Source organism: Nevskia sp., from assembly GCF_021732705.1.
Taxonomy (GTDB): Bacteria; Pseudomonadota; Gammaproteobacteria; order Nevskiales; family Nevskiaceae; genus Nevskia.
The window spans coordinates 248,121-271,813 of the sequence record NZ_JAKFUM010000006.1; the positions used below are offsets into that span (position 1 = coordinate 248,121).

General features: G+C 68.0%; 19 protein-coding genes and 1 pseudogene. All 20 read left to right on the plus strand.

What is annotated here, in order from left to right:
• The first annotated feature begins 13 nt into the window (after positions 1-13).
• Entirely contained in the window at positions 14-1,531 is a 1,518-nt protein-coding gene (gene flhF, locus QZ951_RS06590) for a flagellar biosynthesis protein FlhF (protein WP_292999739.1), read from the plus strand.
• On the plus strand, positions 1,524-2,456 hold the full coding sequence (locus QZ951_RS06595; protein ID WP_292999740.1) for a MinD/ParA family protein: 933 nt from the start codon (positions 1,524-1,526) through the stop codon (positions 2,454-2,456). Before flhF ends, QZ951_RS06595 begins: the two co-directional genes overlap by 8 nt.
• Positions 2,453-3,316 (plus strand): RNA polymerase sigma factor FliA, encoded by an 864-nt coding sequence (locus QZ951_RS06600; protein ID WP_292999741.1) that lies wholly within the window; start codon positions 2,453-2,455, stop codon positions 3,314-3,316. The genes QZ951_RS06595 and QZ951_RS06600 overlap by 4 nt, the downstream gene beginning before the upstream one ends.
• Before the next feature lie 4 nt (positions 3,317-3,320).
• Positions 3,321-3,713, plus strand: coding sequence for a chemotaxis response regulator CheY (locus QZ951_RS06605; RefSeq protein ID WP_292999742.1), 393 nt, complete (start codon positions 3,321-3,323; stop codon positions 3,711-3,713).
• Positions 3,714-3,748: 35 nt separating this feature from the next.
• The gene (locus QZ951_RS06610) at positions 3,749-4,525 is read left to right on the plus strand and encodes a protein phosphatase CheZ (protein WP_292999743.1); all 777 of its coding nucleotides are present in this window, start codon (positions 3,749-3,751) and stop codon (positions 4,523-4,525) included.
• Positions 4,526-4,594: 69 nt separating this feature from the next.
• The gene (locus tag QZ951_RS06615) at positions 4,595-6,649 is read left to right on the plus strand and encodes a chemotaxis protein CheA (protein ID WP_292999744.1); all 2,055 of its coding nucleotides are present in this window, start codon (positions 4,595-4,597) and stop codon (positions 6,647-6,649) included.
• Between the two features lie 19 nt (positions 6,650-6,668).
• Positions 6,669-7,409 carry a flagellar motor protein gene (locus QZ951_RS06620; protein ID WP_292999745.1) on the plus strand — a complete coding sequence of 247 codons (741 nt, stop codon included), beginning with the start codon at positions 6,669-6,671 and terminating at the stop codon, positions 7,407-7,409.
• A gap of 41 nt (positions 7,410-7,450) precedes the next feature.
• Positions 7,451-8,446 (plus strand): flagellar motor protein MotD, encoded by a 996-nt coding sequence (motD, locus tag QZ951_RS06625; RefSeq protein ID WP_292999746.1) that lies wholly within the window; start codon positions 7,451-7,453, stop codon positions 8,444-8,446.
• Complete coding sequence (locus QZ951_RS06630) at positions 8,443-8,910, plus strand: chemotaxis protein CheW (protein WP_292999747.1); 468 nt, start codon at positions 8,443-8,445, stop codon at positions 8,908-8,910. Before motD ends, QZ951_RS06630 begins: the two co-directional genes overlap by 4 nt.
• Before the next feature lie 149 nt (positions 8,911-9,059).
• On the plus strand, positions 9,060-9,521 hold the full coding sequence (locus QZ951_RS06635; RefSeq protein ID WP_292999748.1) for an STAS domain-containing protein: 462 nt from the start codon (positions 9,060-9,062) through the stop codon (positions 9,519-9,521).
• The gene (locus QZ951_RS06640) at positions 9,518-9,883 is read left to right on the plus strand and encodes a response regulator (RefSeq protein WP_292999749.1); all 366 of its coding nucleotides are present in this window, start codon (positions 9,518-9,520) and stop codon (positions 9,881-9,883) included. The genes QZ951_RS06635 and QZ951_RS06640 overlap by 4 nt, the downstream gene beginning before the upstream one ends.
• The gene (locus QZ951_RS06645; RefSeq protein ID WP_292999750.1) at positions 9,883-11,253 is read left to right on the plus strand and encodes an ATP-binding protein; all 1,371 of its coding nucleotides are present in this window, start codon (positions 9,883-9,885) and stop codon (positions 11,251-11,253) included. Before QZ951_RS06640 ends, QZ951_RS06645 begins: the two co-directional genes overlap by 1 nt.
• Positions 11,250-12,455: an HDOD domain-containing protein gene (locus QZ951_RS06650; RefSeq protein ID WP_292999751.1), complete on the plus strand. Its 1,206-nt coding sequence runs from the start codon at positions 11,250-11,252 to the stop codon at positions 12,453-12,455. Before QZ951_RS06645 ends, QZ951_RS06650 begins: the two co-directional genes overlap by 4 nt.
• On the plus strand, positions 12,452-13,639 hold the full coding sequence (locus QZ951_RS06655; RefSeq protein WP_292999752.1) for a response regulator: 1,188 nt from the start codon (positions 12,452-12,454) through the stop codon (positions 13,637-13,639). Before QZ951_RS06650 ends, QZ951_RS06655 begins: the two co-directional genes overlap by 4 nt.
• Positions 13,640-13,693: 54 nt before the next feature.
• Entirely contained in the window at positions 13,694-14,908 is a 1,215-nt protein-coding gene (locus QZ951_RS06660) for a response regulator (RefSeq protein WP_292999753.1), read from the plus strand.
• Positions 14,909-15,289: 381 nt separating this feature from the next.
• On the plus strand, positions 15,290-17,347 hold the full coding sequence (locus QZ951_RS06665) for a chemotaxis protein CheW (protein ID WP_292999754.1): 2,058 nt from the start codon (positions 15,290-15,292) through the stop codon (positions 17,345-17,347).
• A gap of 183 nt (positions 17,348-17,530) precedes the next feature.
• Positions 17,531-19,930: a methyl-accepting chemotaxis protein gene (locus QZ951_RS06670; RefSeq protein ID WP_292999755.1), complete on the plus strand. Its 2,400-nt coding sequence runs from the start codon at positions 17,531-17,533 to the stop codon at positions 19,928-19,930.
• Positions 19,930-20,724, plus strand: a complete 795-nt coding sequence (locus QZ951_RS06675) for a transporter (protein WP_292999756.1) — start codon at positions 19,930-19,932, stop codon at positions 20,722-20,724. The genes QZ951_RS06670 and QZ951_RS06675 overlap by 1 nt, the downstream gene beginning before the upstream one ends.
• Positions 20,725-21,584: 860 nt before the next feature.
• Positions 21,585-23,129: pseudogene (locus QZ951_RS06680) on the plus strand (methyl-accepting chemotaxis protein); the annotation flags it as partial.
• Positions 23,130-23,171: 42 nt separating this feature from the next.
• Positions 23,172-23,693 carry a chemotaxis protein CheW gene (locus QZ951_RS06685; protein ID WP_292999758.1) on the plus strand — a complete coding sequence of 174 codons (522 nt, stop codon included), beginning with the start codon at positions 23,172-23,174 and terminating at the stop codon, positions 23,691-23,693.

A 23,693-nucleotide genomic window follows, 5' to 3' on the forward strand; every position in this document is an offset into this window, starting at 1 on the left:
GAGTGGATGGCCGATGAAGATCAAGCGGTTCATTGCGAAGAACATGCGGGAAGCGATCCGCATGGTGCGCGACGAACAGGGCCCGGATTCGGTGATCCTGTCGAACCGGCGGGTCCAGGGCGGGATCGAAGTCGTCGCGGCGGTCGACTATGACGAAGCGCTGATGCAGCAGTCGCTGCGTCGCGCCGCCCAGCCGGCGGTTGCCGCACCGCCGCCGCCGCCGCCACCGCCGCCGCCGAAGCCGGAGCCGGTGGCCGCGTCGATGCCGTCGATCCGTTCGCCGCTGGAACTGCTGCTGGCCGAATTCGGCGAGCCGGACGCGATCGCGCCGGCAGTGGCCGCGCCGCCGGCACCGACGATGCAGATCGCCGCCACGCCGCCGATGACCGCCGCCATGGCCCAGCCGACGCAGATGGCCGGCAGCGTGCGGCCGGTGATGAGCAGCACGCAGGCCGCGTCGCTGATGCACGCGGTGTCCGGCAGCAATGCCGTGGCTGCGACGATGGCCTTGCCCAACGAATACCTCGAAATGCAGCGCGGCATGACCCGCGAACTGAGCGACATGCGCCGCATGATCGAGCAGCAGCTCGCCGGCCTCGCCTGGAACGATCTGCGCGCCAACCGCCCGCAGCGCTACGCCGTGCTGAAGACGCTGACCGATCTCGGTCTGGACACCGCACTCGCCCGCGAGATCGCCGACCAGTTGCCGGATGCGACCACCGAAGAACGGGCGCGCTTCCTGCCGCTGGGCCTGCTGGCTCGCCGCATTCCGGTGGCCAAGCACGATGTCGTGCTCGATGGCGGCATTCTCGCGCTGGTCGGCCCGACCGGCGTCGGCAAGACCACCACCATCGCCAAGCTTGCCGCGCGCTACGCCGAGCGCCACGGCCTGCGCGACATCGCGCTGGTGGCGATGGACCACTACCGGATCGGCGCGCAGGAACAGCTCTACACCTACGGCCGCCTGCTCGGCGTGCCGGTCTACACCGTGACGCCGCAGCAGAGCCTGCGCGACACGCTGGCCAAGCTCGCCGATCGCAAGCTGGTGCTGATCGACACCGTCGGCATGAGCCCGCGCGACGGCGCGCTGGTGCAGCAGATCGAGATGCTGGCCGACGCCAGCCCGCGCCTGAAGGCCTACCTGACCATCTCCGCGACCAGCCAGTCCGGTGATCAGGACGAAGTCGTGCGCCGCTTCGGCGGCGTGCAGTCGCCGGCCAATCCGGGCGGCCGTCTGGCCGGCTGCATCCTGTCGAAGCTCGACGAAACCTCGCGGATCGGCGGCGCGCTCAGCGTGGCCATCCGTCACCAATTGCCGCTGGCCTATGTCACCGACGGCCAGCGGGTTCCCGAAGACCTCCAGGTCGCTCGCGCCGATCAGCTCGTGATCCGCGCGCAGCAGCTGGCCCGCGCCACCCCGATGGAACTGGACGACGACATGATGGCCCTCAAGTTCGCATCGATGTTCGACGGCTCGACCGTCGGTTCCGCCCATGGCATCGCACCGACCGGAGCGAAGGCTCATGTCTAAGCCCCAGATGGCGGCGCTGCCGATCCTCGATCAGGCTGCCGGCCTGCGCAGCCTGAAGGCCGCGCAACCGGTCCGCGTGATTGCCGTGACCAGCGGCAAGGGCGGCGTCGGCAAGACCAATGTCTCGGTCAATCTGGCCGTCGCGCTGGCCCAGACCGGCAAGCAGGTGATGCTGCTCGACGGCGACCTCGGCCTGGCCAACATCGACGTCATGCTCGGCCTGCAGCCGAGCTACAACCTCGCGCACGTGCTGGACGGCAAGTGCACGCTCGAAGACACGATCATGACCGGCCCGGCCGGCGTGATGATCGTGCCGGCGTCCAGCGGCAAGCGCCATATGGCCGAGCTGAACTCGCTGCAGCACGCCGGGCTGGTGCAGGCGTTCTCCGAGCTGAACCGGCCGATCGACGTGCTGATCGTCGACACCGCCGCCGGCATCGCCGATTCGGTGATCACGTTCAGCCAGGCCTCGCAGGAAGTGATCGTCGTCGTCACCGGCGATCCGACCTCGCTGACCGATGCGTATGCGCTGATCAAGGTGCTGAACCGCGATCACGGCGTGGAGCGCGTGCAGGTGCTGGCCAACATGGTTCGCGATGCCAGCGAAGCGCAGAGCGTCTACGACAGCCTGCGCCGCGTTGCCGAGCGCTTCCTCGATGTCACGCTGAGCTTCATCGGCGGCATTCCGAGCGATGACTGGCTGAAGCGCGCCGTGCGCCGACAGCGCGCGGTGGTCGAGGCCTATCCGAACTGCCCGGCGTCGGAAGCGTTCCGCCAGCTGGCACGGCGCGCGGACAGCTGGGGCATGCCGAACGGCGCACGCGGCAATCTCGAATTCTTCGTCGAGCGGCTGGTGCAGCAACCGGCCGCCAACAGTCCGACCGGTGCCAGCGCACCGCGTCTCGCCGGCGTGGCCGTGCCATGAGCGCGCAACCGGCCTTGCTTGCCTACAGCGGCAGCGGCGCTGCCCGCACCAGCGTCAATGCCGAATCGGCGCTGGTGACGCAGCATCTGGAACTGGTCAAGCGCATTGCCTGGCATCTGGCGGCGCGGCTGCCGGCCAGCGTCGACATCGACGACCTGATCCAGGCCGGCGTCATCGGTCTGATCGAGGCCGCCCGTCACTACAGCGGCGATCGCGGCGCCAGCTTCGAAACCTACGCCGGCATCCGCATTCGCGGCGCGATGGTCGACGAGTTGCGTCGCGGCGACTGGGCGCCGCGCTCGGTGCATCGCCGCATGCGCGACGTCTCGGCCGCGATCCGCGCGATCGAGCAGGAAACCGGCCACGAGGCGCGCGATGCCCAGATCGCCGAAAAGCTCGGCGCGTCGTTGAGCGAGTACCATGAGATCGTCCGCGATGCCGTGCAGTGCCAGGTGCTGTCGATGCATGGCGCCAGCCACGACGACGAGGACGATCGCGACTACGAGGCGGTCGATCCGGCCGCCACGCCGGCCGATGTCGTCGAGCACGCCGATTTCATGCGCGCGCTGACGCAGGCGATCAGCGAACTGCCGGAGCGCGAAAAGCTGCTGATGGCGATGTACTACGACGAAGAGCTGAACCTGCGCGAGATCGGGCAGGTGCTCGACGTCACCGAATCCCGCGTCTGCCAGCTGCACGGGCAGGCGCTGCTGCGGCTGCGGGCGCGACTGAACGACTGGCGCGACGGCAAGACCGGCAGCGCCACCCCGCGCGCGCGCAAGTCCGCCACCGAATCCCGCTCGGCCCGCCGCACGCGGCTGACCACTCCCGAATCCCCGACCACCGCCAGCCTGGGCTGAACACATGGACAAGAACCTCCGCATCCTGATCGTCGACGACTTCTCGACGATGCGCCGCATCGTCAAGAACCTGCTCGGCGATCTCGGCTACACCAACACCGCCGAGGCCGATGACGGCAAGACCGCGTGGCCGATGCTGCAGGCCGGTGGCTTCGATTTCGTGGTCACCGACTGGAACATGCCGGGCATGACCGGCATCGACCTGCTGAAGGCGATCCGCGGCGACGACAAGCTGAAGGCGATTCCGGTGCTGATGGTCACCGCCGAAGCGCAGCGCGACCAGATCATCGAGGCGGCTAAGGCCGGCGTGAACGGCTACATCATCAAGCCGTTCACCGCGATCACGCTGAAGGAAAAGCTCGACAAGATCTTCCAGCGCTTCGAGCAGGCTGCCTGAGCCCTCGCCATGACCTTCAATCACGGAGTCATCGCATGAGCGCCGTCGTCGTCAGCCTGCCGATGCGTGCCGCCGAACGCGACAGCACGATCCCGGATCGCAGCGAATACGTCTCGCGCCTGCGCGAGATCCTGTCGGCGCTTGAAGCCGACGACCAGCCGCTGTTCGAAGCGCGGCTGAACCAGCTGATGCGAATCCGCGAGGAAGGCCTGTTCGTCAACCTGGCCAAGCTGACGCGCGAACTGCATCAGGCGGTGAAGGAAATGAACTTCGACGAGCGCCTGCAGCAGCTCGCCGGCAGCGAGATTCCCGACGCCTGCGTGCGCCTCGACTACGTCGTGAAGATGGGCGAGGACGCCGCGCACAACACGCTCGATCTCTGCGATGCCAGCCGCGGCCTGCTGGAACGCCTGAACGGCTGCGTGACGCAACTCGATGTCGTGCGCGAGCGGCTGCCGCGCGAAGCCAGCCAGCCGATCAAGGGCCTGACGCTGGCCAACGAGATCGAGCGGATCGAGGGCGAGATCAAGGACATCGGTCAGAGCCTGCGCGGCAACGTCACGGCGATTGCCCAGGCCCAGGAATACCAGGACCTCAGCGGTCAGGTGATCCGCCGCGTGATCGCGCTGGTCCACAACATCGAAGGCGCGCTGATCAAGCTGCTGCGCGCCACCAATGAAGGCGTGCGGCCGAGCGGTGCCACCGCGCCGATCGCGAGCGGCGAACTGCAAGGGCCGGTGGTGCCGGGCCTTGCCGGCGGCGGTGCCAGCCAGGAAGACGCCGATGCCCTGCTGGCCGAACTCGGCTTCTGATCGGACACGCATCGACGCACAGGCAGCAGGCGGGTTTCCGCGCCCCCACGGAACCACCAGGACAACACGATGAACGGTGTAGATGACGATATCCGGGCCGACTTTCTGACCGAGGCGGGCGAGCTGGTCGAACGACTCGGCGAGCAGCTGGTCGATCTGGAGCGCAGCCCGGATGATCGCGAGCTGCTGAATGCCGTGTTCCGCGCCTTTCACACCGTGAAGGGTGGCGCCGGCTTTCTCGGCCTGAAGGCGATGGTCGACCTGTGCCACGTCGCCGAAGAAGTGTTCGGCGTGGTGCGCGCCGGCACCCGCAAGCTCGACGCGAACCTGATGGACGCGACGATGCAGTCGGTCGACCAGATCCAGTCGATGCTGGCCGACGTCGCCGCCGGTGGCGATCCGTCGCCGGCACCGGCGAGTCTGCTCGATGCCCTGCGCGCCAGTGCCGCAGCGCCGCCCGCCCAGCCGGCAGCGGTGTCGGTGGTGCCGGCGCCGGTGGCGGAATCGCCGACGCCGACGCGCAAGGCGGCGCCGAAGAAGAAGGCGCGCGGGAAGTCGAAGACCGCGACGGCCCCGACGGCCCCGGCTGCCGATTCAGGCTCGATTTCCGAGGACGAGTTCGAAGCGCTGCTCGACGCCCTGCACGGCGGTGCTGCCCCGGGCACGGTGGCCAAGCCCGCGGAGGCTGCCCCGCCGGCCGCACCGGACACCAACACGATCACCGAAGACGAATTCGAAAAGTTGCTGGACCTGTATCACGGTGGTGCGGCGCCGGGGGCGGCGTCTCCTGCCGTGATGCAGGGTTTTGATTCCGCGATACCGGCTGCATCGCCCGGCGAAGCCGTGCCCGCGCCGCCGGCCGCTGCCTCGACGGCTGCGCCGAAGCCGATGCCGCCGGCGCACCCGGTGTCGCCGCCGGCGGCGGCATCGGCCGCCACGGCCGAAACGACGGTGCGCGTCGATACCGTGCGCCTCGATCAGATGATGAATCTGGTCGGCGAGCTGGTGCTCGTGCGCAATCGCCTGAAGACCCTGCGCGCGCGCAATGCGACGCCGGAGGCGTACGGCAAGGTCGTCGGCGAGCTGGACCACATCACCCGCAGCCTGCAGTCGGCGGTGATGAAGATCCGCATGCAGCCGATCAAGAAGGTGTTCTCGAAGTTTCCGAAGCTGGCACGGGACGTTGCGCGCGGACTTGGCAAGCAGGTCGATGTCGAGCTGATCGGCGAAGACACCGATCTCGACAAGAACCTGGTCGAGGCGCTGGCCGATCCGCTGGTGCACATGGTCCGCAACAGCGTCGATCACGGCATCGAGCTGCCGCAGCAGCGCGCGGCCAGCGGCAAGCCGGCCGTCGGCAAGCTGGTGCTGTCGGCCGAGCAGCAGGGCGATCACATCCTGATCTCGGTGCGCGATGACGGTGCCGGCATCGATCCGGAAAAGCTGCGCCGCAAGGTGGTCGAGAAAGGTCTGATGGACCCAGCGCAGGCGGCCAAGCTGACCAGCGACGAATGCCTGCAGCTGGTGTTCATGGCCGGCTTCTCGACCAAGGATCAGGTGTCCGACCTGTCCGGCCGCGGCGTCGGCATGGACGTGGTCAAGTCGAAGATCACGGCACTCAACGGCAGCGTCGTCATCGAGTCGAAGGTCGGGCAGGGCAGTTGCGTGAAGCTGCGCGTGCCGCTGACCCTGGCGATCCTGCCGGCCTTGATGGTCGCCGTCGGCAATCGCCTGCTGGCGCTGCCGCTGGCCGATGTCTTCGATGTCTTCGCGCTCGATGAAACCCGGGTCCGACACCTCGATCACTGGCAGGCTCTGCTCTATCGCAACAGCACGCTGCGCCTGATCGACCTGCAGCAGTGGACCAGCGCCGACGGCCCGGCCACCGATGCGCCGCGCCATGTCGTCGTGGCGCAGGCCGATGGCGAGCGCTTCGGCTTCATCGTGCATTCGGTGAAGGCGCGCGAGGAAGTGGTGATCAAGCCGCTCGGCCTGGGCCTGCGCGGTCTGGCCGGTCTGGCCGGCGCCACGGTGACCGGCGAAGGCCGTGTCGCGCTGATCGTCGATTTCCCGGGCCTGGTCCGGGCCTGGACGACGTCGCTGCACGGCCTCTCGATGTTCTGAACGGAGGCTTCGGAACGCCATGGATTTCCTCAGCATCATCGGCTTCGTGCTGGCGATGGTTGCCTTGATCGGCGGCTCGATCCTCAAGGGCAGCGGCATTGCCGCGCTGTGGGGACCGGCGGCGTTCGTCATCGTCATTCTCGGCACGCTGGCCGCGATCACGATGCATACGCCGATGGCCACGTTCAAGCGCGGCATGGCGATGGCGAAGTGGGTGTTCTTCCCGCCGCATGTCGACGGCCGGGCGCTGATCGCGCGCATCGTCGAGTGGAGCAACAGCGCCCGCAAGCAGGGCCTGCTGGCGCTCGAAGGCGCGGTCGGTACCGAGACCGATCCGTTCATCCGCAAGGGCCTGCAGATGCTGGTCGACGGTGCCGAGCCCGACGTCATCCGCAGCACGATGGAAGTGTCGATCAGCACCAAGGAACACTTCGACCTGGCCGGTGCCAAGGTCTGGGAAGGCATGGGCATCTATGCGCCGACCCTCGGCATCATCGGTGCGGTGATGGGCCTGATGGCGGTGATGCAGAACCTCGCCGATCCGTCGAAGCTCGGTCACGGCATCTCGGCCGCGTTCGTCGCCACGATCTACGGCATTGCCAGCGCCAACCTGTTCTTCCTGCCGATGGCGTCGAAGCTCAAGGCCGCCGTGGCCGAACAGACGCGCACGCAGGAAATGATCATCGAAGGGCTGATCTCGATCTCGCAGGGCGAGAACCCACGGAACATCGAGGCCAAGCTGCTGGGGTTCTTGTCGTGAGCGGGTCCACGTCACTTCGCGCGCACCCGCGGTAGTCGGCCATGCGCAAGCGCAGCCACGAAGACCACACCAATCACGAGGCCTGGGCCATTCCCTACGGCGATCTCGTGACGCTGCTGCTGGCGCTGTTCGTCGTGCTGTACTCGATGTCCTCGGTCAACGAGGGCAAGTACCGCGTGCTGTCGGATTCGCTGAACGAAGCATTCGGCGGGCGTCCGCGCAGCATGAAGCCGATCCAGATCGGCGATCACCCCGATCGCGGCGCGAACCCGGCGCTGATCAACATCGTGCCGAAGCAGGCCGGCACCACGCAGAAGCGGGTCGATGGCAATTCGCTGGTCAAGGCACCGTTGCCGACATCCAGCCCGAGCCCGGAACAGGCGCGCACCGCCGGCGCGGGGCAGGGCCGCGGCGATCTCAGGCGCATGGCCGACCAGATCCAGGCGGCGATGGGCGATCTCATCGACAAGAAGCTGGTCACCGTGCGCCGCACCGAGCAGTGGCTGGAGATCGAGATCCGGACCGATCTGCTGTTCCCGAGCGGCGTGGCCGATGTCTCGGCCGCGGCCAAGCCGGTGCTGGCGCGAGTTTCGGCGATCCTGAAGCCGTTTCCGAACGCGATCCGCATCGAAGGCCACACCGACAACGTGCCGATCGCCACTGCGGCATTCCCGTCGAACTGGCAGCTGTCGTCGGCCCGCGCGGCCAGTGTCGTCTCGCTGTTCATGGCGCAGGGCGTGGCACCCACGCGGATGAGCGTCGCCGGTTTCGGCGAGTTCTATCCCGCGGCTTCGAACGATTCGGCGGAGGGTCGCAACCGCAATCGCCGCGTGCTGGTCGTGGTGCTGGCGGGCTCGGCGACGCCGCTGACCGTGGCCGATGCCGAAGCGATGGCCGGCGCCAGCGAAGACGCGGCCGGCAGCGACACCGCCGCAAGCGCGCCTGCCGCCTTTCCGCCGCTCACGGCGGCACCCGAACCCACTCACACGCTGGCCATCGCGCCGGCAGCCGCACCGCCCCCGGAGCACACACCATGAACCTGCGACGCGCCCAGGATGACTCCAGCCGCTGGGTCACCTTCGAACTGGCTGGCCAGCTGTACGGCCTCGAAATCCTCAAGGTCCAGGAAGTGCTGGCCGACACCGAGATCGAATCGGTGCCCGGCGCGCCGCGCCAGATTCTCGGTGTCGCCAACCTGCGCGGCAGCATCGTCACCATTCTCGATCTGCGCCTGCGGCTGGGTCTGTCGCCGCGGCCGCTGGAAACGCCGGTCTGCTGCGTCGTCGTCGACGGCCATGGCGAATCGGTCGGCCTGCGCGTGGATCGCGTGGTCGACGTGCGCCGGATTGCCGACTCCGCGATCAAGCGCGCGCCCGCCACCGGCGGCAACACGCAGTCCGGCGTGCTTGGCGTCGTCACCCGGCCCGGCGAAATGCTGACGCTGCTCAATGCCGACGACATGGTCGCGACACTCGTCGGTCCGTCGGCGCTCGCAGCCTGACCGTTCGTCGCGGCGCGCCGCCCTTCGACGGCGGCCCGCGGACGGCAGCCCTGTCAGCAATCCGCCGATGGCCACAGGAACAGGACTTGCCTTGACCGTGTCATCGCGATGTCAACGATCGTTGCCGGCGTCGTCCCCTTTGTCTCTGGATGGAAACCATGCCCGATACCGTGCTTCAAAACCCCGTCAGCCACGATGAGGGCAGTGCGCCGGCGGAACTCCCGCCGCTGGCAAAGCGCCCGCGTCGCGGCAGCCGCAAGGCCGCAGCCGCCACCACGGCTGCGGCTGCCGTTGCCGCATCGATGCCGGAAGCCCCGTCGGCTGCGTCCGATGACCTCGTGGTGCTGCCGTCCGATCTCGGCATCGAGCAGACGCAGGACCTGCGCGCCCAGCTCGCCGCGTGCTTCGAGCGCGCCGGGACCGTCGTCTTCGAAGCCTCGGCCGTGCAGCGCGTGCACACGGCCGCGATGCAGTTGTTCGTCATGTTCTGCCGCGACCGTCGCGCCGCCGGTTTCGACACCGAGTGGCGTCAGCCCTCCACCACCTTGCAAACAGCCGCCGCCGTCATGGGCGTAGCCAACCACCTGCAGATCTCCAGGAACCCGTCATGAGCCAGCGCGTACTCGCCGTCGATGATTCAGCCTCCATGCGCCAGATGGTGGCGTTCACTCTCAAGTCCGCCGGCTACGACGTGGCCGAAGCCGAAGATGGTGCCGTGGCACTGAAGCTGGCGCAGACCGAGAAATTCCGGCTGGTGCTGGCCGACGTCAACATGCCGAACATGGACGGCCTGACCCTGGTCAAGAACCTGCGCACGCTGAACGACTACAAGTTCACGCCGCTGCTGATGCTGACCACCGAGTCAACGCCGGAAAAGAAGGCGGAAGGCAAGGCGGCCGGCGCGACCGGCTGGCTGGTCAAACCGTTCAATCCGGAGCAGCTGGTCGCCACCGTGCAGCGAGTGCTGGCCTGATGATCGAGGCGTCGGCCCTGGCGGATCCGGCGGCGGGCCCGACGCGTGATGCGTCGGGCGACGCGGCACGGGGTGCAGCGGCCGATGACGCCATCGAGGTGCCGGACACGCTGTTGCAGCGCCAGCGCCGGCGCATCGCCGAACTCGAGCGGCTGCTCGCCGAACGCGATGGCGAAGCGCGCCTGAACCAGCAGCAGATGAGCGCCGTCTACGGCTACCTGCTCGGCCTGTACGAGGTGGTGCCGGGTGCCTTGCTGACGATCACGCCGAAAGGCGAGATCACCCGCACCAACCAGACGCTGCACACGCTGCTCGGCACGCCGCCGGGCACCTTGATCACGCATTCGCTGGCCCGCTACTGGCCGGATTCCGACGCCTTCATCGCCCGCTGCCTCGGCGACCCGACGCAGTTGCTGCGCGAGGAAGTGGAATGGGTGGCGCGCGATGGCAGCCATCTGCCGCTGCTGCTGTCCGCCGCGTGCCAGCGCGACAGCGAGGGCGACGTGCTGGCGATCCTGTGCGTGGCGCTCGACCTGCGCGAGCAGCGCAAGCTGGAACTCGACCTGCGTCACGCGCAGAAGCTGGAATCGCTGGGTCAGCTGGCAGCCGGCATCGCGCACGAGATCAACACGCCGATGCAGTTCGTCGGCGACAACCTGCATTTCATCCGCGAGGCGTTCGAAACGCTGGGCGGCATCATCGACCGCGTGATCGAGGTCCGAGCGGGCCGCCTGCCGTTCGACGAACTGACCCAGGCGATCGATTCCTCGGACTTCGATTTCCTGCGCCAGCGCGTGCCGCGCGCGGTGCTGCGTTCGATCGATGGCGTGAGCCGCGTCGCCGGCATCGTCGAAGCGATGAAGCGGTTCTCGCATCAGCGCGCCGACCTCGGTCCGGTCGACATCAACGCCAGCCTCGCCGATGCCCTGGTCGTGGCGCACAACGAATACAAGTACGCGGCCGACGTGCAGACTGCGTTCGGCGACATCCCGCGCGTGATCGGGCATGGCGGCGATCTGAACCAGGTGTTCCTGAACCTGCTGATCAACGCGGCCCACGCGATCCAGGCGCGTCCGGATGGCGCGCGCGGCACGATCACGATCAGCACCGAACGGGTCGACGACTGCGTCGTGATCCACATCGGCGATACCGGCACCGGCATTCCGGAGGGCATCCGCCAGCGCGTGTTCGAGCCGTTCTTCACCACCAAGCCGGTCGGCAAGGGCACCGGGCAGGGGCTCGCGATCTCGCGGCACATCGTCGTCGACCGCCATCACGGCACGCTGGACTTCGTGTCCAGCGCCGAGGTCGGCACCACGTTCAACATCGCGCTGCCGATTGCCGGGCCGCCGGTCGAGGTCGCGCCGTGATCCGCGTGCTGTTCGTCGACGACGAACCCGACGTCCTCGAAGGGCTGGAGAATCGTCTGCGGGCGCTGAGGAATCGCTGGCAACTGTCGTTTGCCCGCAGCGGCGACGATGCCCTGGCGCAGATGCAGCAGGCGCCGGTCGATGTCGTGATCAGCGACATGAGGATGCCGGGGATGGACGGCGCCAGCCTGCTGCGTGCCGTGCGCGAGCGCCATCCGCAGACCGTGCGTTTCATCCTGTCCGGCGAATCCGGCCGGGACGACGTCCTGCGCGCGCTGCCGGTGGCGCATCAGTTCCTGACCAAGCCCTGCGATGCCCGCCGGCTGCAGGCTGCGGTGCACAGTGCCATCGGGCCCAATGGCGGGATTGCGAGCGGACCTGACGGCGGCGCGGACGATGACGTCGTCCGGCGTGTCGTCGCCAGCATCGCCGTGCTGCCGGCACTGCCGCGGCTGTACTGGGATCTTGCCGCCGAGATCGATCGTCGCGAGCCATCGCTTCGCCGCGTGTCCGAGATCATCGAGCAGGACGTGGCAATGACCGCACGCGTGCTGCAGGTGGTGAACTCGGCCTTCTTCGGGCTCGCGCGTCCGGTCAGCAGTACCCGTGAAGCGGTCAATCTGCTCGGGCTGGAACCGGTCCGGGCACTGGTGCTGACCAGCGAGCTGTTTCGCGGCATGTCGCAGCTGGCCGAGCCGCAGGGCCTCGATCTGGACGTGCTGCAGGCGCATGCGATGCGCGTCGCGACGCTGGCCGGCGATCTCGTCGATGACCGCACCGACCGCGCCACGGCGATGGCGGCCGGCCTGCTGCACGACATCGGCCACATGGTGCTGGCGTTGTCGGCGGCGCTGCCCAACGGCCTGCGTAGCGGCACCTGGGCCCGCACGCTGGGCTGCGCGGCCGAACGGCTGATCTACGGCTGCACCCATGCCGAGGTCGGCGGTCACGTGCTGGCCCTGTGGGGCCTGCCGCCGCAGCTGGTCGATGCCGTCAGCCATCACCACGAACCGTCGCGGCTCGGCGCTGCGAGCTTCTCGATCGTCGGCGCGGTCCATGTCGCGGACTGGCTGACGCATCGCGCCGGCTCCATCGAGGACAGTGCTCCCGAGCCACTGGATCTCGAATTCCTTCGCTCGGTCAATCGCATCCAGGATCTCGGCGAGTGGCAGAGCCGATTCCTGTCCGGGGTATCGGCATGATCGTCACGGAACCCGTTCGCTTGCGCGTGCTGCTCGTCGACGACGAGCCGGCCGTGCTCGAAGGTCTGGAACTGCAGTTGGGTCGGCGCTACGAGGTGCATGTCGCAACCTCCGGGCAGGCGGCGCTGAACACGATGGCGACGATGGCGCCGTTCGCGATCGTGATGTCCGACATGCGCATGCCCGGCATGGACGGCGCGCAGTTCCTGAAGGAGGCGCGGGCCCGGCAGCCGGACAGCGTCCGCCTGCTGCTGACCGGCTATGCAGACGTGCCGTCGGCCATCGCCGCGGTCAACGATGGCGCGCTGTTCCGCTTCCTGACCAAGCCCTGCCCGCCGACCGAGCTGCTGGCCTCGTTCGAAGCCGCCGCCACGCAGTACCGGCTGCAGCAGGTCGAGCACGAACTGCTGGAAAGCACCTTGCGCGGCGCGATCAAGGCGCTGGCCGAAATTCTCGGCGTGGTCGATCCGGCCGGGCACGGCGAAGCGCTGCGCGTGCAGCGTCTCGTGCACGAGCTGTCGCGCGAGCTGCAGATCGATGGCGGCTGGCCGCTGGAAGTGGCGGCGCTGCTGTCGTCGATCGGCGCGGTCAGCCTGCCGGCTGGCCTGCTGCAGCGATTCCATGCCGGCGAGCCGCTGGCGGATGACGAAGCCGTGATGATCGACGGCCTGCCGGCGCTGACCGACCGGCTGCTGTCGACCATTCCGCGGCTGGAGCCGGCGCGCGCGATCCTGCTGCTGCGTCACGGCAAGCTGCTGCCGGATGACTGGAACGCGCTGTTCGATGCGGCCGCGATCGAACGCCTGACGCACAGCGCGCGCATCCTCGAACTGACCTCGTCATACGACAGCCTGCAGGTGCGCGGCTACGGCGAGGCCGAAGCGATCGGCATGCTGCGCGACGATGACCGGCATTTCGCCGAACCGATGGTGGCCGCGCTCGAACGGCTGGTCGTGCACGACAGCGGTCGCATCGCGATCCGGCAGTTGCCGGTGCTGCTGCTGAGGCCGGGCATGATCATCGCCGGCGAACTGCGCAGCAGTGCCGGTCAGTTGCTGGTGGGCAAGGGCTTCGTGGTCACCGAAAGCTTTCTGGCCAAGCTCTGGAACATTCCGCGCGGCCGTGTGCGCGAGCCGGTGCCGGTGCTGGTCCCGACGCGTCAGGACGACCACAAGGCGGCCTGATCGGCAGCGCGATCACCCCGTTCCCGCCCGAATTCCATCTGCTCCGCCATCGCCATGATCGACGTCCTGATTGCCGAATCCTCGTCTTCCGCGCAGGAAGCGCTGCTGTCTCGCCTGAAGCCGCTGCGCGACGCTTGGAACATGCAGTACGTGATCGGCACGGCCGCCGCCCAGTCGGCGCTCGAAGCGCAGCGTTTCGATGTTGTCATCAGCGACATCGGCAGCGCCGCCGGCGGCGCCACGCTCGATGGCATCGCCTTGCTGCGCGATGTGCGCGACCGCTGGCCGGCCACGGTGCGGCTGATCCTCAGCGCCCAGACCAGTCAGGACAGCGTGATGAAGGCGCTGCCGGTGGCGCACCAGATTCTGGCCAAGCCGTTCGACCTGACGCATCTCAGCCGTGTCGTCGCGCGTGCCTGCACGCTGCAGGCCAAGCTCTATTCCAACGGTGTTATGGCCTCGCTCGGCTCGCTGAAGAGCCTGCCGGCGGTGCCGCGCCTGTATCAGCAGCTGACGCAGGATCTCGACAGCGGCCGGGCCACGCCGAAGTCGGTCGCGTCGATCATCGAGCAGGACATGTCGATGACGCTGCGCCTGCTGCAGCTGGTGAACTCGGCGTTCTTCGGCCTCGCGCGGCGCATCACCAACATCCGCGAGGCGGTGACCTATCTCGGCTTCGAGCCGATCCGCCATCTGGTGGCGTCGGCCGAGCTGTTCCGGGCGATGTCGAAGATCTGCGCGCCGGCCGGCTTCTCGCTGGAGGAAGTCCAGCGCCATTCGCAGCGTGTTGGCATGACCGCCGCAACCTTGCTGACCGATCGCGAACTGAGCCGCACCGCGTACTGCGCGGGCATGCTGCACGACATCGGCCAGGTGATCCTCGCCGTGTCGATGCCGGAGGCCTATGCCCGCGCCATCGATCTGTCGAAGCGCATGGGCATCCGGCAGCACATCGCCGAGCAGCAGATCTTCGCCTGCACGCATGCCGAAATCGGCGCCCACGTGCTGGCCTTGTGGGGCCTGCCGCCGTCGCTGGTCGAAGCGGTGGCCTTCCACCACCAACCGGCGGCCCTCGGCGAAGCCCAGCTCGGGCTTGCCGGTGCCATCCATGTGGCGGATGCGATGGAGCACGCGCGGCTTGATGGCATGTCCCCGAGCAATCCGACGCCGGTGCTCAAGCGCATCGATCAGGACTGGATCGAGGCCATCGGCCAGCGCCAGGCACTCGACGGCTGGATCGCCGGCTACGAGTCCGCGGCCGCGGCCTGAGCCGACGGCCGCGTCCGATTGCTGGCGCGGCGCGGCGGCGGCCCGTCGCGCCTGACGACCCCGAGGCGCCGCCTCGCATCGACCCGGGCGCCCGTCGAACGCCATCGAGGACCGACGGACCACTGCCGGCCAGCCGCCGATGACCGCGTGCGCGGTCCGACGCGGCAATGGCGCCAGCGCCACCGCGAAACTTGAGCGACTTCCAACCAGCGCCGGACGCTGACCGATCGCCGGTTGCAAGCGCTTGTCTGCACGCGCTTTTCCGGCCTGCGCAAGGGATGGAAGTTGTCAAGGTTACGTCGTCGACGTCTGGAACACGCCTTGCCTGCGTGGGGTAACGCCGCACACCCGCAGCGCCCGATCTCCAGTCCGAGGCATGGCATGACGCTCGATCTCACCCGGTTTCACCAGAGCTTCTTCGAGGAAAGCTTCGAAGGGCTCGACACCATGGAACAGGCGCTGCTGCGCCTTGATCTGCAGACGGTGGACAGCGAGACGATCAACCTGATCTTCCGCGCGGCCCATTCGATCAAGGGCGGTGCGGCCACTTTCGGCTTTGCCGGCGTTGCCGAATACACGCATGGCGTCGAGACCCTGCTCGACGAGATGCGCGCCGGCAAGCGCCGGATCACGCAAGGCGATGTCGATCTGCTACTGCGCGTGGTCGATGTGCTGCGCGGGCTGCTCGGTGCGGCGCGCGACGGGTCGGCGCTCGATGTCGAGGCCGTGGCCAGCACCCAGGCCGAGATCAAGCGGGCGCTGGCCGGCGAATCGGCCGGACCCGTCGCGGCAGTCACCACCGCCGCGGCATCGGCGCCATCGGTGCCAGCGAGCACGGTGTGGAACATCGGCTTCATGCCGAACGCCGACATCTTCCGCAGCGGCAACGACCCGTGGCGCATCCTGCGCGGCCTCGAAAACCTCGGCACGATGACGGTCGAAACCGACCTGTCGCGTCTGCCGGCGTTCGATGCGGCCGACGCCGAGACCTGCTACCTGTCGTGGCAGATCGCGCTCGAAACCACTGCGCCTCGCAGTGAAATCGTTGAACAATTCGCCTGGGTCGAAGACGAGTGCACGCTGAGCATCGAGGCGGCTCCCGCGGCGACCTGCGCCGCTGACCCTGCAGCTGACAAGCCGGCCGCGGCAAAGCCGGTGCTGACGCTGGTGGGCGGTGCCGATGCCGCCGTGACCGCGTCGGCCGCCGTGCCCACGGCGACCGTGCCGGCGGCGGCGGCGAGCGGCAGCCATGGCGGCGAAAGCTCGATCCGCGTCGGCACCGAGAAGATCGATGCGCTGATCAATCTCGTCGGCGAACTGGTGATCACGCAGGCGATGCTGACGCAGCTCGCCAGCGTGCTCGATCCGGTGCTGCACGAGAAGCTGTTCGCCGGCCTGAGCCAGCTCGACCGCAACACGCGGCAGCTGCAGGAAGCGGTGATGTCGACCCGCATGCTGCCGATCGAAAGCGTGTTCAGTCGCTTCCCGCGCGTGGTGCGCGATCTCGCCGGCCGCCTGAACAAGCAGGTCCGGCTGACCACGTTCGGCGAAGCCACCGAGCTGGACAAGAGCGTGATCGAGAAGATCACCGATCCGCTCAATCACCTCGTTCGCAACAGCCTCGATCACGGTCTCGAACTGCCGGCCGCGCGCACCGCTGCGGGCAAGGACGCCACCGGCACCATTCGCCTGTCGGCCGCGCATCAGGGCGGCCACATCGTCATCGAAGTCATGGACGATGGTCGCGGGCTCGATCGTTCCCGCATCGTCGCCAAGGCCCAGGCCAATGGCCTGATCACCGCCGCGCAGGCCGAATCGATGCCCGACGGCGAGGTCTGGCAGCTGATCTTCTCGCCGGGCTTCTCGACCGCGGAGAAGGTGACCGACGTCTCCGGCCGCGGCGTCGGCATGGACGTGGTCAAGAAGAACATCCAGGCGCTCGGCGGACAGGTCGAACTGTTCTCCGAGGCCGGTCGCGGCTCGCGCACCGTGATCCGCCTGCCGCTGACCCTGGCGATCCTCGACGGCATGACCGTCGCCGTCGGTGGCGAAACCTTCGTGCTTCCGCTGAACAGCGTCGTCGAGTCGATGCAGCCGGTGCCCGAGCAGGTGAAGACCGTGGCCGGCTTCGGTCAGGTGGTGCGCGTGCGCAACGAATACGTGCCGGTGGTCGCGCTGTGGCAACTGTTCCGGCTCGATTCGCAGGTCCACGATCCGTGCCTCGGCATTCTGGTGCTGCTCGAATCCGATGGCCGCAAGGTCGCGTTGCTGGTCGATGAACTGGTCGGTCAGCAGCAGGTGGTGATCAAGAACCTCGAAGCGAACTATCGCCGGGTTCCGTGCATCTCCGGCGCCACGATCATGGGCGATGGCCACGTCGCGCTGATTCTCGATGTCGGCGAACTCGTCCGCAGCACCAGCCAGGCCGCGGCTGCATGACCGCGCGCAGGCCGATCTCGCATGGGCCTGCGCCGCCGCACCGAATCACCTGACTGCCGGACACGGTCTCGTACCGGGTCCGCAGCCCGTTGCATGCCGACGTCATCGCCGTGACGTCGGCCGCTCAGACAGCCGCATGCGCGGCGCGTCGGTATTGACCACACGTTCCCCGAGGTGCCGAAGATGCCTGTCTTCCTGAAATCCCTGCGCCTGACCAGCAAGCTGGTCCTGATGATCGCAGTCGCCACCGGCCTCGTCGGGCTGGGCACCTGGCTGTATGTCGCGCAGGTCAATGTCGCGCTGTCGGCCGTCGATGCAGAACAGGGCGGAATCGCACCCGCACTGGCGGCCTTCGACGCCCGTGGCGACGCCGCCAGCAGCGAGGCTCGCGCCACCTGGCGCAACAGCCTCACCACCATTGCCGATGCCTCGACGCTGTCGCTGGACCCCGAGGCCAATACCTATCACCTGATGTCGGCCACGATGTTCTCGACGCCGGCGCTGCTGGCGGCGCTGGGCGATGCCGCGGCCATGCCCGCCAATGCCGGCGTCGCCGACATCGCGATGCTGCGCGAGCGGATCGCCGAGGCTCGTCACGCGCTCGCCGAGTCGCTGCGCAAGTCGTTTGCTGCCGATCCGTCGTTCGAGGCGGTGATCGGCGCCGCATTCGCCAATCTCGATCAGTCGACCGCGACCTTCGAGGCGGCGCTGGCGGCAGGGCCGACCGCCGCGCAGTCCGCCGCTGCCGCGACCGCGCTGGAGCACGGCACGGCGTTCGGCAAGGCGGCGCTCGGCCTGATCGGCGACACGCTCGCCACGCGCCGCACGGCGTTGACCGGCACGCGCATGAAGATGGTCGGCCTGGTCTGCTTCGGGCTGCTGGCGTTTGCCGGGCTCGCGGTCTGGATCGTTCGCGGCGTCAACGCCGAACAGGCGCTGGAACGCGAGCGCGGCAACCGCGAGACCGAACGCGCGGAAACGATCAAGCGCGAGGCCGACGTCAACCGTCGCATCCTCAACGCGCTCGACAACGTCACCACCAACGTGATGATCGCCGACGCCGATCGCACCATCGTCTACGTCAACCGGTCGGTGCAGGAGATGCTGATCGGTGCCGAGTCCGACATCCGTCGCGACCTGCCGGGCTTCGATGCCCGCAAGCTGATCGGCACCTCGATCGATTCGCTGCACAAGAATCCGGCGCACCAGACGCAGATGCTGGATCGGATGAACGCGACGATGCGCGCCAGCATCAAGGTCGGCGGCCGCAGCTTCGCGCTGACCGTCAACCCCATCGTCGGCGAGAACGGCACGCGGCTCGGTGCGGTCGTCGAATGGCTCGATCGCACGATCGAAGTGGCCACCGAACAGGAGGTGTCGCGCATCGTCGAGGCCGCCGGCCGTGGCGACTTCACGCAGCGCATCTCGCTGGAAGGCAAGTCCGGCTATTTCGGCACGCTGGCCGCCAGCATCAACCAGTTGCTCGAAACCAGTTCGGTCGGTCTCGGCGAAGTGGTGCGCGTGCTCGGCGCGCTGGCCAAGGGCGATCTGACCGAAACCATCAGCAACGAGTATCACGGCACCTTCGGTCAGTTGAAGGCCGATTCCAACAGCACGGTGCAGCAGCTGGCCTCGATCGTCTCGACGATCAAGAACGCGACCGACACGATCAATGTCGCCGCCAGCGAGATCGCGGCCGGCAATCAGGATCTGTCGTCGCGCACCGAAGAGCAGGCGGCCTCGCTCGAGGAAACCGCCAGCTCGATGGAGCAGCTGACCTCGACCGTGAAGCAGAACGCCGAGAGCGCCCGTCAGGCCAACCTGCTGGCGATCGGCGCTTCGGAAGTCGCAGTCAAGGGCGGCTCGGTCGTGTCACACGTGGTCAGCACGATGGATGCCATCAACGATTCGTCGAAGAAGATCGTCGAGATCATCAGCGTCATCGATGGCATTGCCTTCCAGACCAACATTCTGGCGCTAAACGCCGCGGTGGAAGCCGCCCGCGCCGGCGAGCAGGGCCGGGGCTTCGCGGTCGTCGCGGCGGAAGTGCGCAGCCTGGCCCAGCGCAGCGCCGCGGCCGCCAAGGAGATCAAGACGCTGATCGGCGATTCGGTCGAGAAGGTTGGCGCCGGCACGCGACTGGTCGAACAGGCCGGCAAGACCATGAACGAGATCGTGACCTCGGTGAAGCGGGTCACCGACATCATGGCCGAGATCACCGCGGCGTCCGAGGAGCAGAGCTCGGGCATCGAGCAGGTCAATCAGGCGATCACCCAGATGGACGAGGTGACGCAGCAGAACGCGGCCCTCGTCGAGCAGGCCTCGGCCGCCGCGCGGTCGATGGAGCAGCAGGCCACCGATCTTGCCAGCACCGTGGCGGTGTTCGTGCTGTCGCACGACGCTCGCGGCACCGGCGCAGGCGATGCGTCGGGCGGCTCGTCGCGCGTGCTGCCGCTGCCGGTGCGCCCCGGCGGCAAGACCGTCGGCACCAGCCGACGAGGCGGCCGCGCCGCGGCAGCCGGCCGTCGCGCCGCGCTCGAACCGGCACTGGCCCAGTCGGGCGATCAATGGACGGAATTCTGATGAACATCCAGCTCCCGGCAATTGCCCGCAACACGATCCTGTGCAGCGTCTTCGCGGCGTGCCTCCCGACACCGGCGTCGGCCGATCCGATCAGCACCGACCGGCCGGATTTCGTCGAGTCCAGCCTGACCGTCGGCACCGGCACTTTCCAGATCGAGACCAGTGTCGCGATGGAACGCCGCGATGGGGTCGATGATCGTCCGCAGACGCTGGCGACACCAACGCTCCTGCGCCTCGGCTTCAGCGAGAACTGGGAAGCCCGGCTGGAGACCGATGGCCTGTTGCTGCAACGTTCCGACGCGTCGACGCCACAGGCTGATGGCATCGGCGACATCGCGCTCGGCGTGAAGTACCACGTGCCGTCCCCGGGGCCGGCCGATGCCTCGCTGGCCGTGCTGTTCCACGTCGACCTGCCGAGCGGCAGCCGCGCCTTTCGCGCCAGCGGCGTCGGCACGTCGCTGCGCGGCGTCGCCGAATGGGAGCTGCCCCACGACTGCTCGCTCGGCCTGATGCCGGGCCTCGCGCTCAATGAGGACGACGCGGGCAACCGCTACGTCAGCGGCATCTTCGGCATCACCGTCGCCCATGCCTGGACACCGCAGTTCAGAAGCTTCGTCGAACTGGCGAGCGAGGAACTCGGCTCCGCCGGTCATGGCGATACCCAGTTCAGCTTCGACACCGGCCTGGTCTGGCTGATCAACGACAACCTGCAGCTCGACACCGCCGCCTACGCCGGCCTGAACCGCAGCACTCCCGACATCACCCTTGCCATCGGCCTGTCGGCCCGCTGGTAGCGCGTCCGTTTTCCCGAGGACCTTTGCCCATGAATCTCAAGAAACGCCTGTTGCTGCTCGGGGCCGCCGGTCTGGTGGCTGCGTGCACCCTCGGTCTCGTTGGCTGGTTCGGCCAGAAGCTGCTGCTGGAAAGTGCTGCCCGGCAATCGGCAGCGGCGCAGGCCGTTCGCGCCCAGATGCAGGTCGACATGATGCACGACGCCCTGAACTCGGACGTGCTCGCCGCCATGCTCGCGGCCGACACCCGGGCCGATGCGGCGCGCTTCGCCGAGATCCGCAGCGGGCTCGACGGCCATATCCAGAACATTCGCGAATCGCTGGCCTCGCTGAACGCCACCACGCTGGATCACGACATCCGCCAGCAGCTCGACGCGGTCGGCCCGCAGATCGACAGCTATGCCGCCGAAGCCACCGCCATCGTCGATCTCGCGTCGCGCAACGCCACGGCAGCGACCGCGCGCCTGCCGAAGTTTCGCGCGGCCTTCACGGCGCTGGAAGGCTCGCTGGCGGCCGTCGGCGACAGCATCGAGGCGCTGATCGCGCAGCAGACCGCGGCTGGCGAGACCGTCGGCCGTGAAGTCACCTGGGCGCAGTTCGGCAGTCTCGCGGTGCTGGCGGCGCTGCTGGCCTGGCTGAGCCTTGCGGTGACCCGCAAGATCATGGCGCAACTCGGAGCCGATCCGAGCGATGCCGGCCTGGTCGCCGACCGCATCGCCGGCGGCACGCTGGACCGCGAGGTCGAGGGCGCTGCGGCGCATCCGGGCAGCGTCATGGCCTCGCTCGCCCGCATGCAGGATGAGCTGCGTCGCCGCGCTGCAGTGGCGGCCGAGAACAGTGGCCAGCTGGCGGCGATCAACCGCTCGCAGGCGGTGATCGAGTTCGGCCTCGACGGCAGCATCCAGCATGCCAACGACATCTTCCTGAAGACATTCGGCTATCCGCTGGCCGAGATCATCGGCAAGCCGCACAGCATGCTGTGCGATCCGACCGAGGTCGCGCATCCGGACTACGCCACGCACTGGAACCGCCTGCGTCGCGGCGAGTTCATCGGCGGGCGCTTCCGCCGCATCGCGGCCGATGGTCACGTTATCTGGCTTGAAGCCTCGTACAACGCGCTGTTCGATGCCGCCGGCAAGCCGGTCAGGGTGATCAAGTACGCCCGCGACATCAGCAACGAAGTGGCGACCGAAGCCGAAGTGGCGCGCATCGTCCAGGCTGCCGCCCGAGGCGACTTCACGCAGCGCATCGCGCTCGACGGCAAGACCGGCTTCTTCCTGGCGCTGGCGCGCGGCATCAACGAGCTGATGGACACCAGTTCGGTCGGCCTCGGCGAAGTGGTGCGGGTGCTCGGCGCGCTGGCCAAGGGCGACCTGACCGAGACCATCGCCGCCGAGTATCACGGCACCTTCGGCCAGCTGAAGCTCGATTCCAACCAGACGGTGGAACAGCTGTCGCGCATCGTCGCCACGATCAAGCAGGCGACCGAAACCATCCATACCGCATCGCGTGAAATCGCGGCCGGCAATCAGGACCTGTCGTCGCGCACCGAGCAGCAGGCGGCCTCGCTCGAGGAAACCGCCAGCTCGATGGAACAGCTGACGTCGACCGTCCGGCAGAACGCCGAAAGCGCGCGCCAGGCCAACCAGTTGGCGCACGGCGCATCGCAGATCGCGCTGCGCGGCGGCCAGGTGGTGTCCGACGTGGTCACGACCATGGGCGAGATCCACGACTCGTCGCGCAAGATCGTCGACATCATCAGCGTCATCGACGGCATCGCCTTCCAGACCAACATACTGGCGCTGAACGCGGCGGTGGAAGCGGCGCGCGCCGGCGAGCAGGGCCGCGGCTTCGCCGTGGTGGCTTCGGAAGTGCGCAGCCTTGCGCAACGCTCGGCCACGGCCGCGAAGGAGATCAAGACCCTGATCGGCGATTCGGTCGAGAAGGTCGACAACGGCACCAAGCTGGTCGAACAGGCCGGCCGCACGATGGACGAGGTGGTCGGCAGCGTGAAGCAGGTGACCGAGATCATCTCGGCAATTTCGGCGGCGTCGGAGGAGCAGAGTTCCGGCATCGAGCAGGTCAATCAGGCGATCACCCAGATGGACGAGGTGACGCAGCAGAACGCGGCGCTGGTCGAGCAGGCGTCGGCCTCGGCCCACGCGCTGGAGCAGCAGGCCGAGCAGCTGGCGCAGACGGTATCGGTGTTCGTGCTCGATCAGGCGCGTGCCCATCCGGTGGTCGAGACCCCGGCCCCGGCCGCCCGGCCGGCGCCGATACGGAAAGCCGGCACGCCGCGGATCAAGCCTGCGCCACGGCGCGCCAGCGCTGCCAGCGGTGCCGCGGTCGCCCCGCCGGTCGCAGCGCGCCGCGTCAACGGCGGCGGCGACGTCTGGACCGAATTCTGATCCGCCCCCGCATCCGTCCCTGCCATCGAATCGAGCACTCCCATGACCCCTGAATTGCTGACCCTGTCCGGCGGCTCCCGCGCGCAGGCGGCGGTTGCCGCCAGCGAACTGCTGACCTTCTCGCTTGGTGCCGAGTACTACGGCGTCGACATCCTGAAAGTGCAGGAAATCCGCGGCTACGACACCGTGACCCGGATTCCCGATGCGCCGAACTGGCTGAAAGGCGTGATCAACCTGCGCGGCACCATCGTTCCGGTGATCGACCTGCGCATCAAGTTCCGGCTGAGCAAGGTCGAGTACAACGAGTTCACGGTGATGATCATCCTGAGCCTGTCGAACCGGACCGTCGGCATCGTCGTCGACGCGGTGTCCGACGTGACGCAACTCAGCGTCGACCAGATCAAGCCCGCTCCAGAATTCGGGGCCGGGGTCGATACCCAGTACATCTCCGGCCTCGGTGCGCTGGACGACCGCATGCTGATCCTCGTCGACATCGAACGCCTGCTTCAGGCCGACGATCTGGCCGTGCTCGCAGCCGGCGGCGGCCTCGCAGCGCACCACTGA

Excerpts from the sequence above, each read along its gene's own strand:
- flhF (WP_292999739.1), top strand. The coding sequence starts at position 14 with ATGAAGATCAAGCGGTTCATTGCGAAGAACATGCGGGAAGCGATCCGC.
- QZ951_RS06595 (WP_292999740.1), top strand. The coding sequence starts at position 1,524 with ATGTCTAAGCCCCAGATGGCGGCGCTGCCGATCCTCGATCAGGCTGCC.
- QZ951_RS06600 (WP_292999741.1), top strand. The coding sequence starts at position 2,453 with ATGAGCGCGCAACCGGCCTTGCTTGCCTACAGCGGCAGCGGCGCTGCC.
- QZ951_RS06605 (WP_292999742.1), top strand. The coding sequence starts at position 3,321 with ATGGACAAGAACCTCCGCATCCTGATCGTCGACGACTTCTCGACGATG.
- QZ951_RS06610 (WP_292999743.1), top strand. The coding sequence starts at position 3,749 with ATGAGCGCCGTCGTCGTCAGCCTGCCGATGCGTGCCGCCGAACGCGAC.
- QZ951_RS06615 (WP_292999744.1), top strand. The coding sequence starts at position 4,595 with ATGAACGGTGTAGATGACGATATCCGGGCCGACTTTCTGACCGAGGCG.
- QZ951_RS06620 (WP_292999745.1), top strand. The coding sequence starts at position 6,669 with ATGGATTTCCTCAGCATCATCGGCTTCGTGCTGGCGATGGTTGCCTTG.
- motD (WP_292999746.1), top strand. The coding sequence starts at position 7,451 with ATGCGCAAGCGCAGCCACGAAGACCACACCAATCACGAGGCCTGGGCC.
- QZ951_RS06630 (WP_292999747.1), top strand. The coding sequence starts at position 8,443 with ATGAACCTGCGACGCGCCCAGGATGACTCCAGCCGCTGGGTCACCTTC.
- QZ951_RS06635 (WP_292999748.1), top strand. The coding sequence starts at position 9,060 with ATGGAAACCATGCCCGATACCGTGCTTCAAAACCCCGTCAGCCACGAT.
- QZ951_RS06640 (WP_292999749.1), top strand. The coding sequence starts at position 9,518 with ATGAGCCAGCGCGTACTCGCCGTCGATGATTCAGCCTCCATGCGCCAG.
- QZ951_RS06645 (WP_292999750.1), top strand. The coding sequence starts at position 9,883 with ATGATCGAGGCGTCGGCCCTGGCGGATCCGGCGGCGGGCCCGACGCGT.
- QZ951_RS06655 (WP_292999752.1), top strand. The coding sequence starts at position 12,452 with ATGATCGTCACGGAACCCGTTCGCTTGCGCGTGCTGCTCGTCGACGAC.
- QZ951_RS06660 (WP_292999753.1), top strand. The coding sequence starts at position 13,694 with ATGATCGACGTCCTGATTGCCGAATCCTCGTCTTCCGCGCAGGAAGCG.
- QZ951_RS06665 (WP_292999754.1), top strand. The coding sequence starts at position 15,290 with ATGACGCTCGATCTCACCCGGTTTCACCAGAGCTTCTTCGAGGAAAGC.
- QZ951_RS06670 (WP_292999755.1), top strand. The coding sequence starts at position 17,531 with ATGCCTGTCTTCCTGAAATCCCTGCGCCTGACCAGCAAGCTGGTCCTG.
- QZ951_RS06675 (WP_292999756.1), top strand. The coding sequence starts at position 19,930 with ATGAACATCCAGCTCCCGGCAATTGCCCGCAACACGATCCTGTGCAGC.
- QZ951_RS06685 (WP_292999758.1), top strand. The coding sequence starts at position 23,172 with ATGACCCCTGAATTGCTGACCCTGTCCGGCGGCTCCCGCGCGCAGGCG.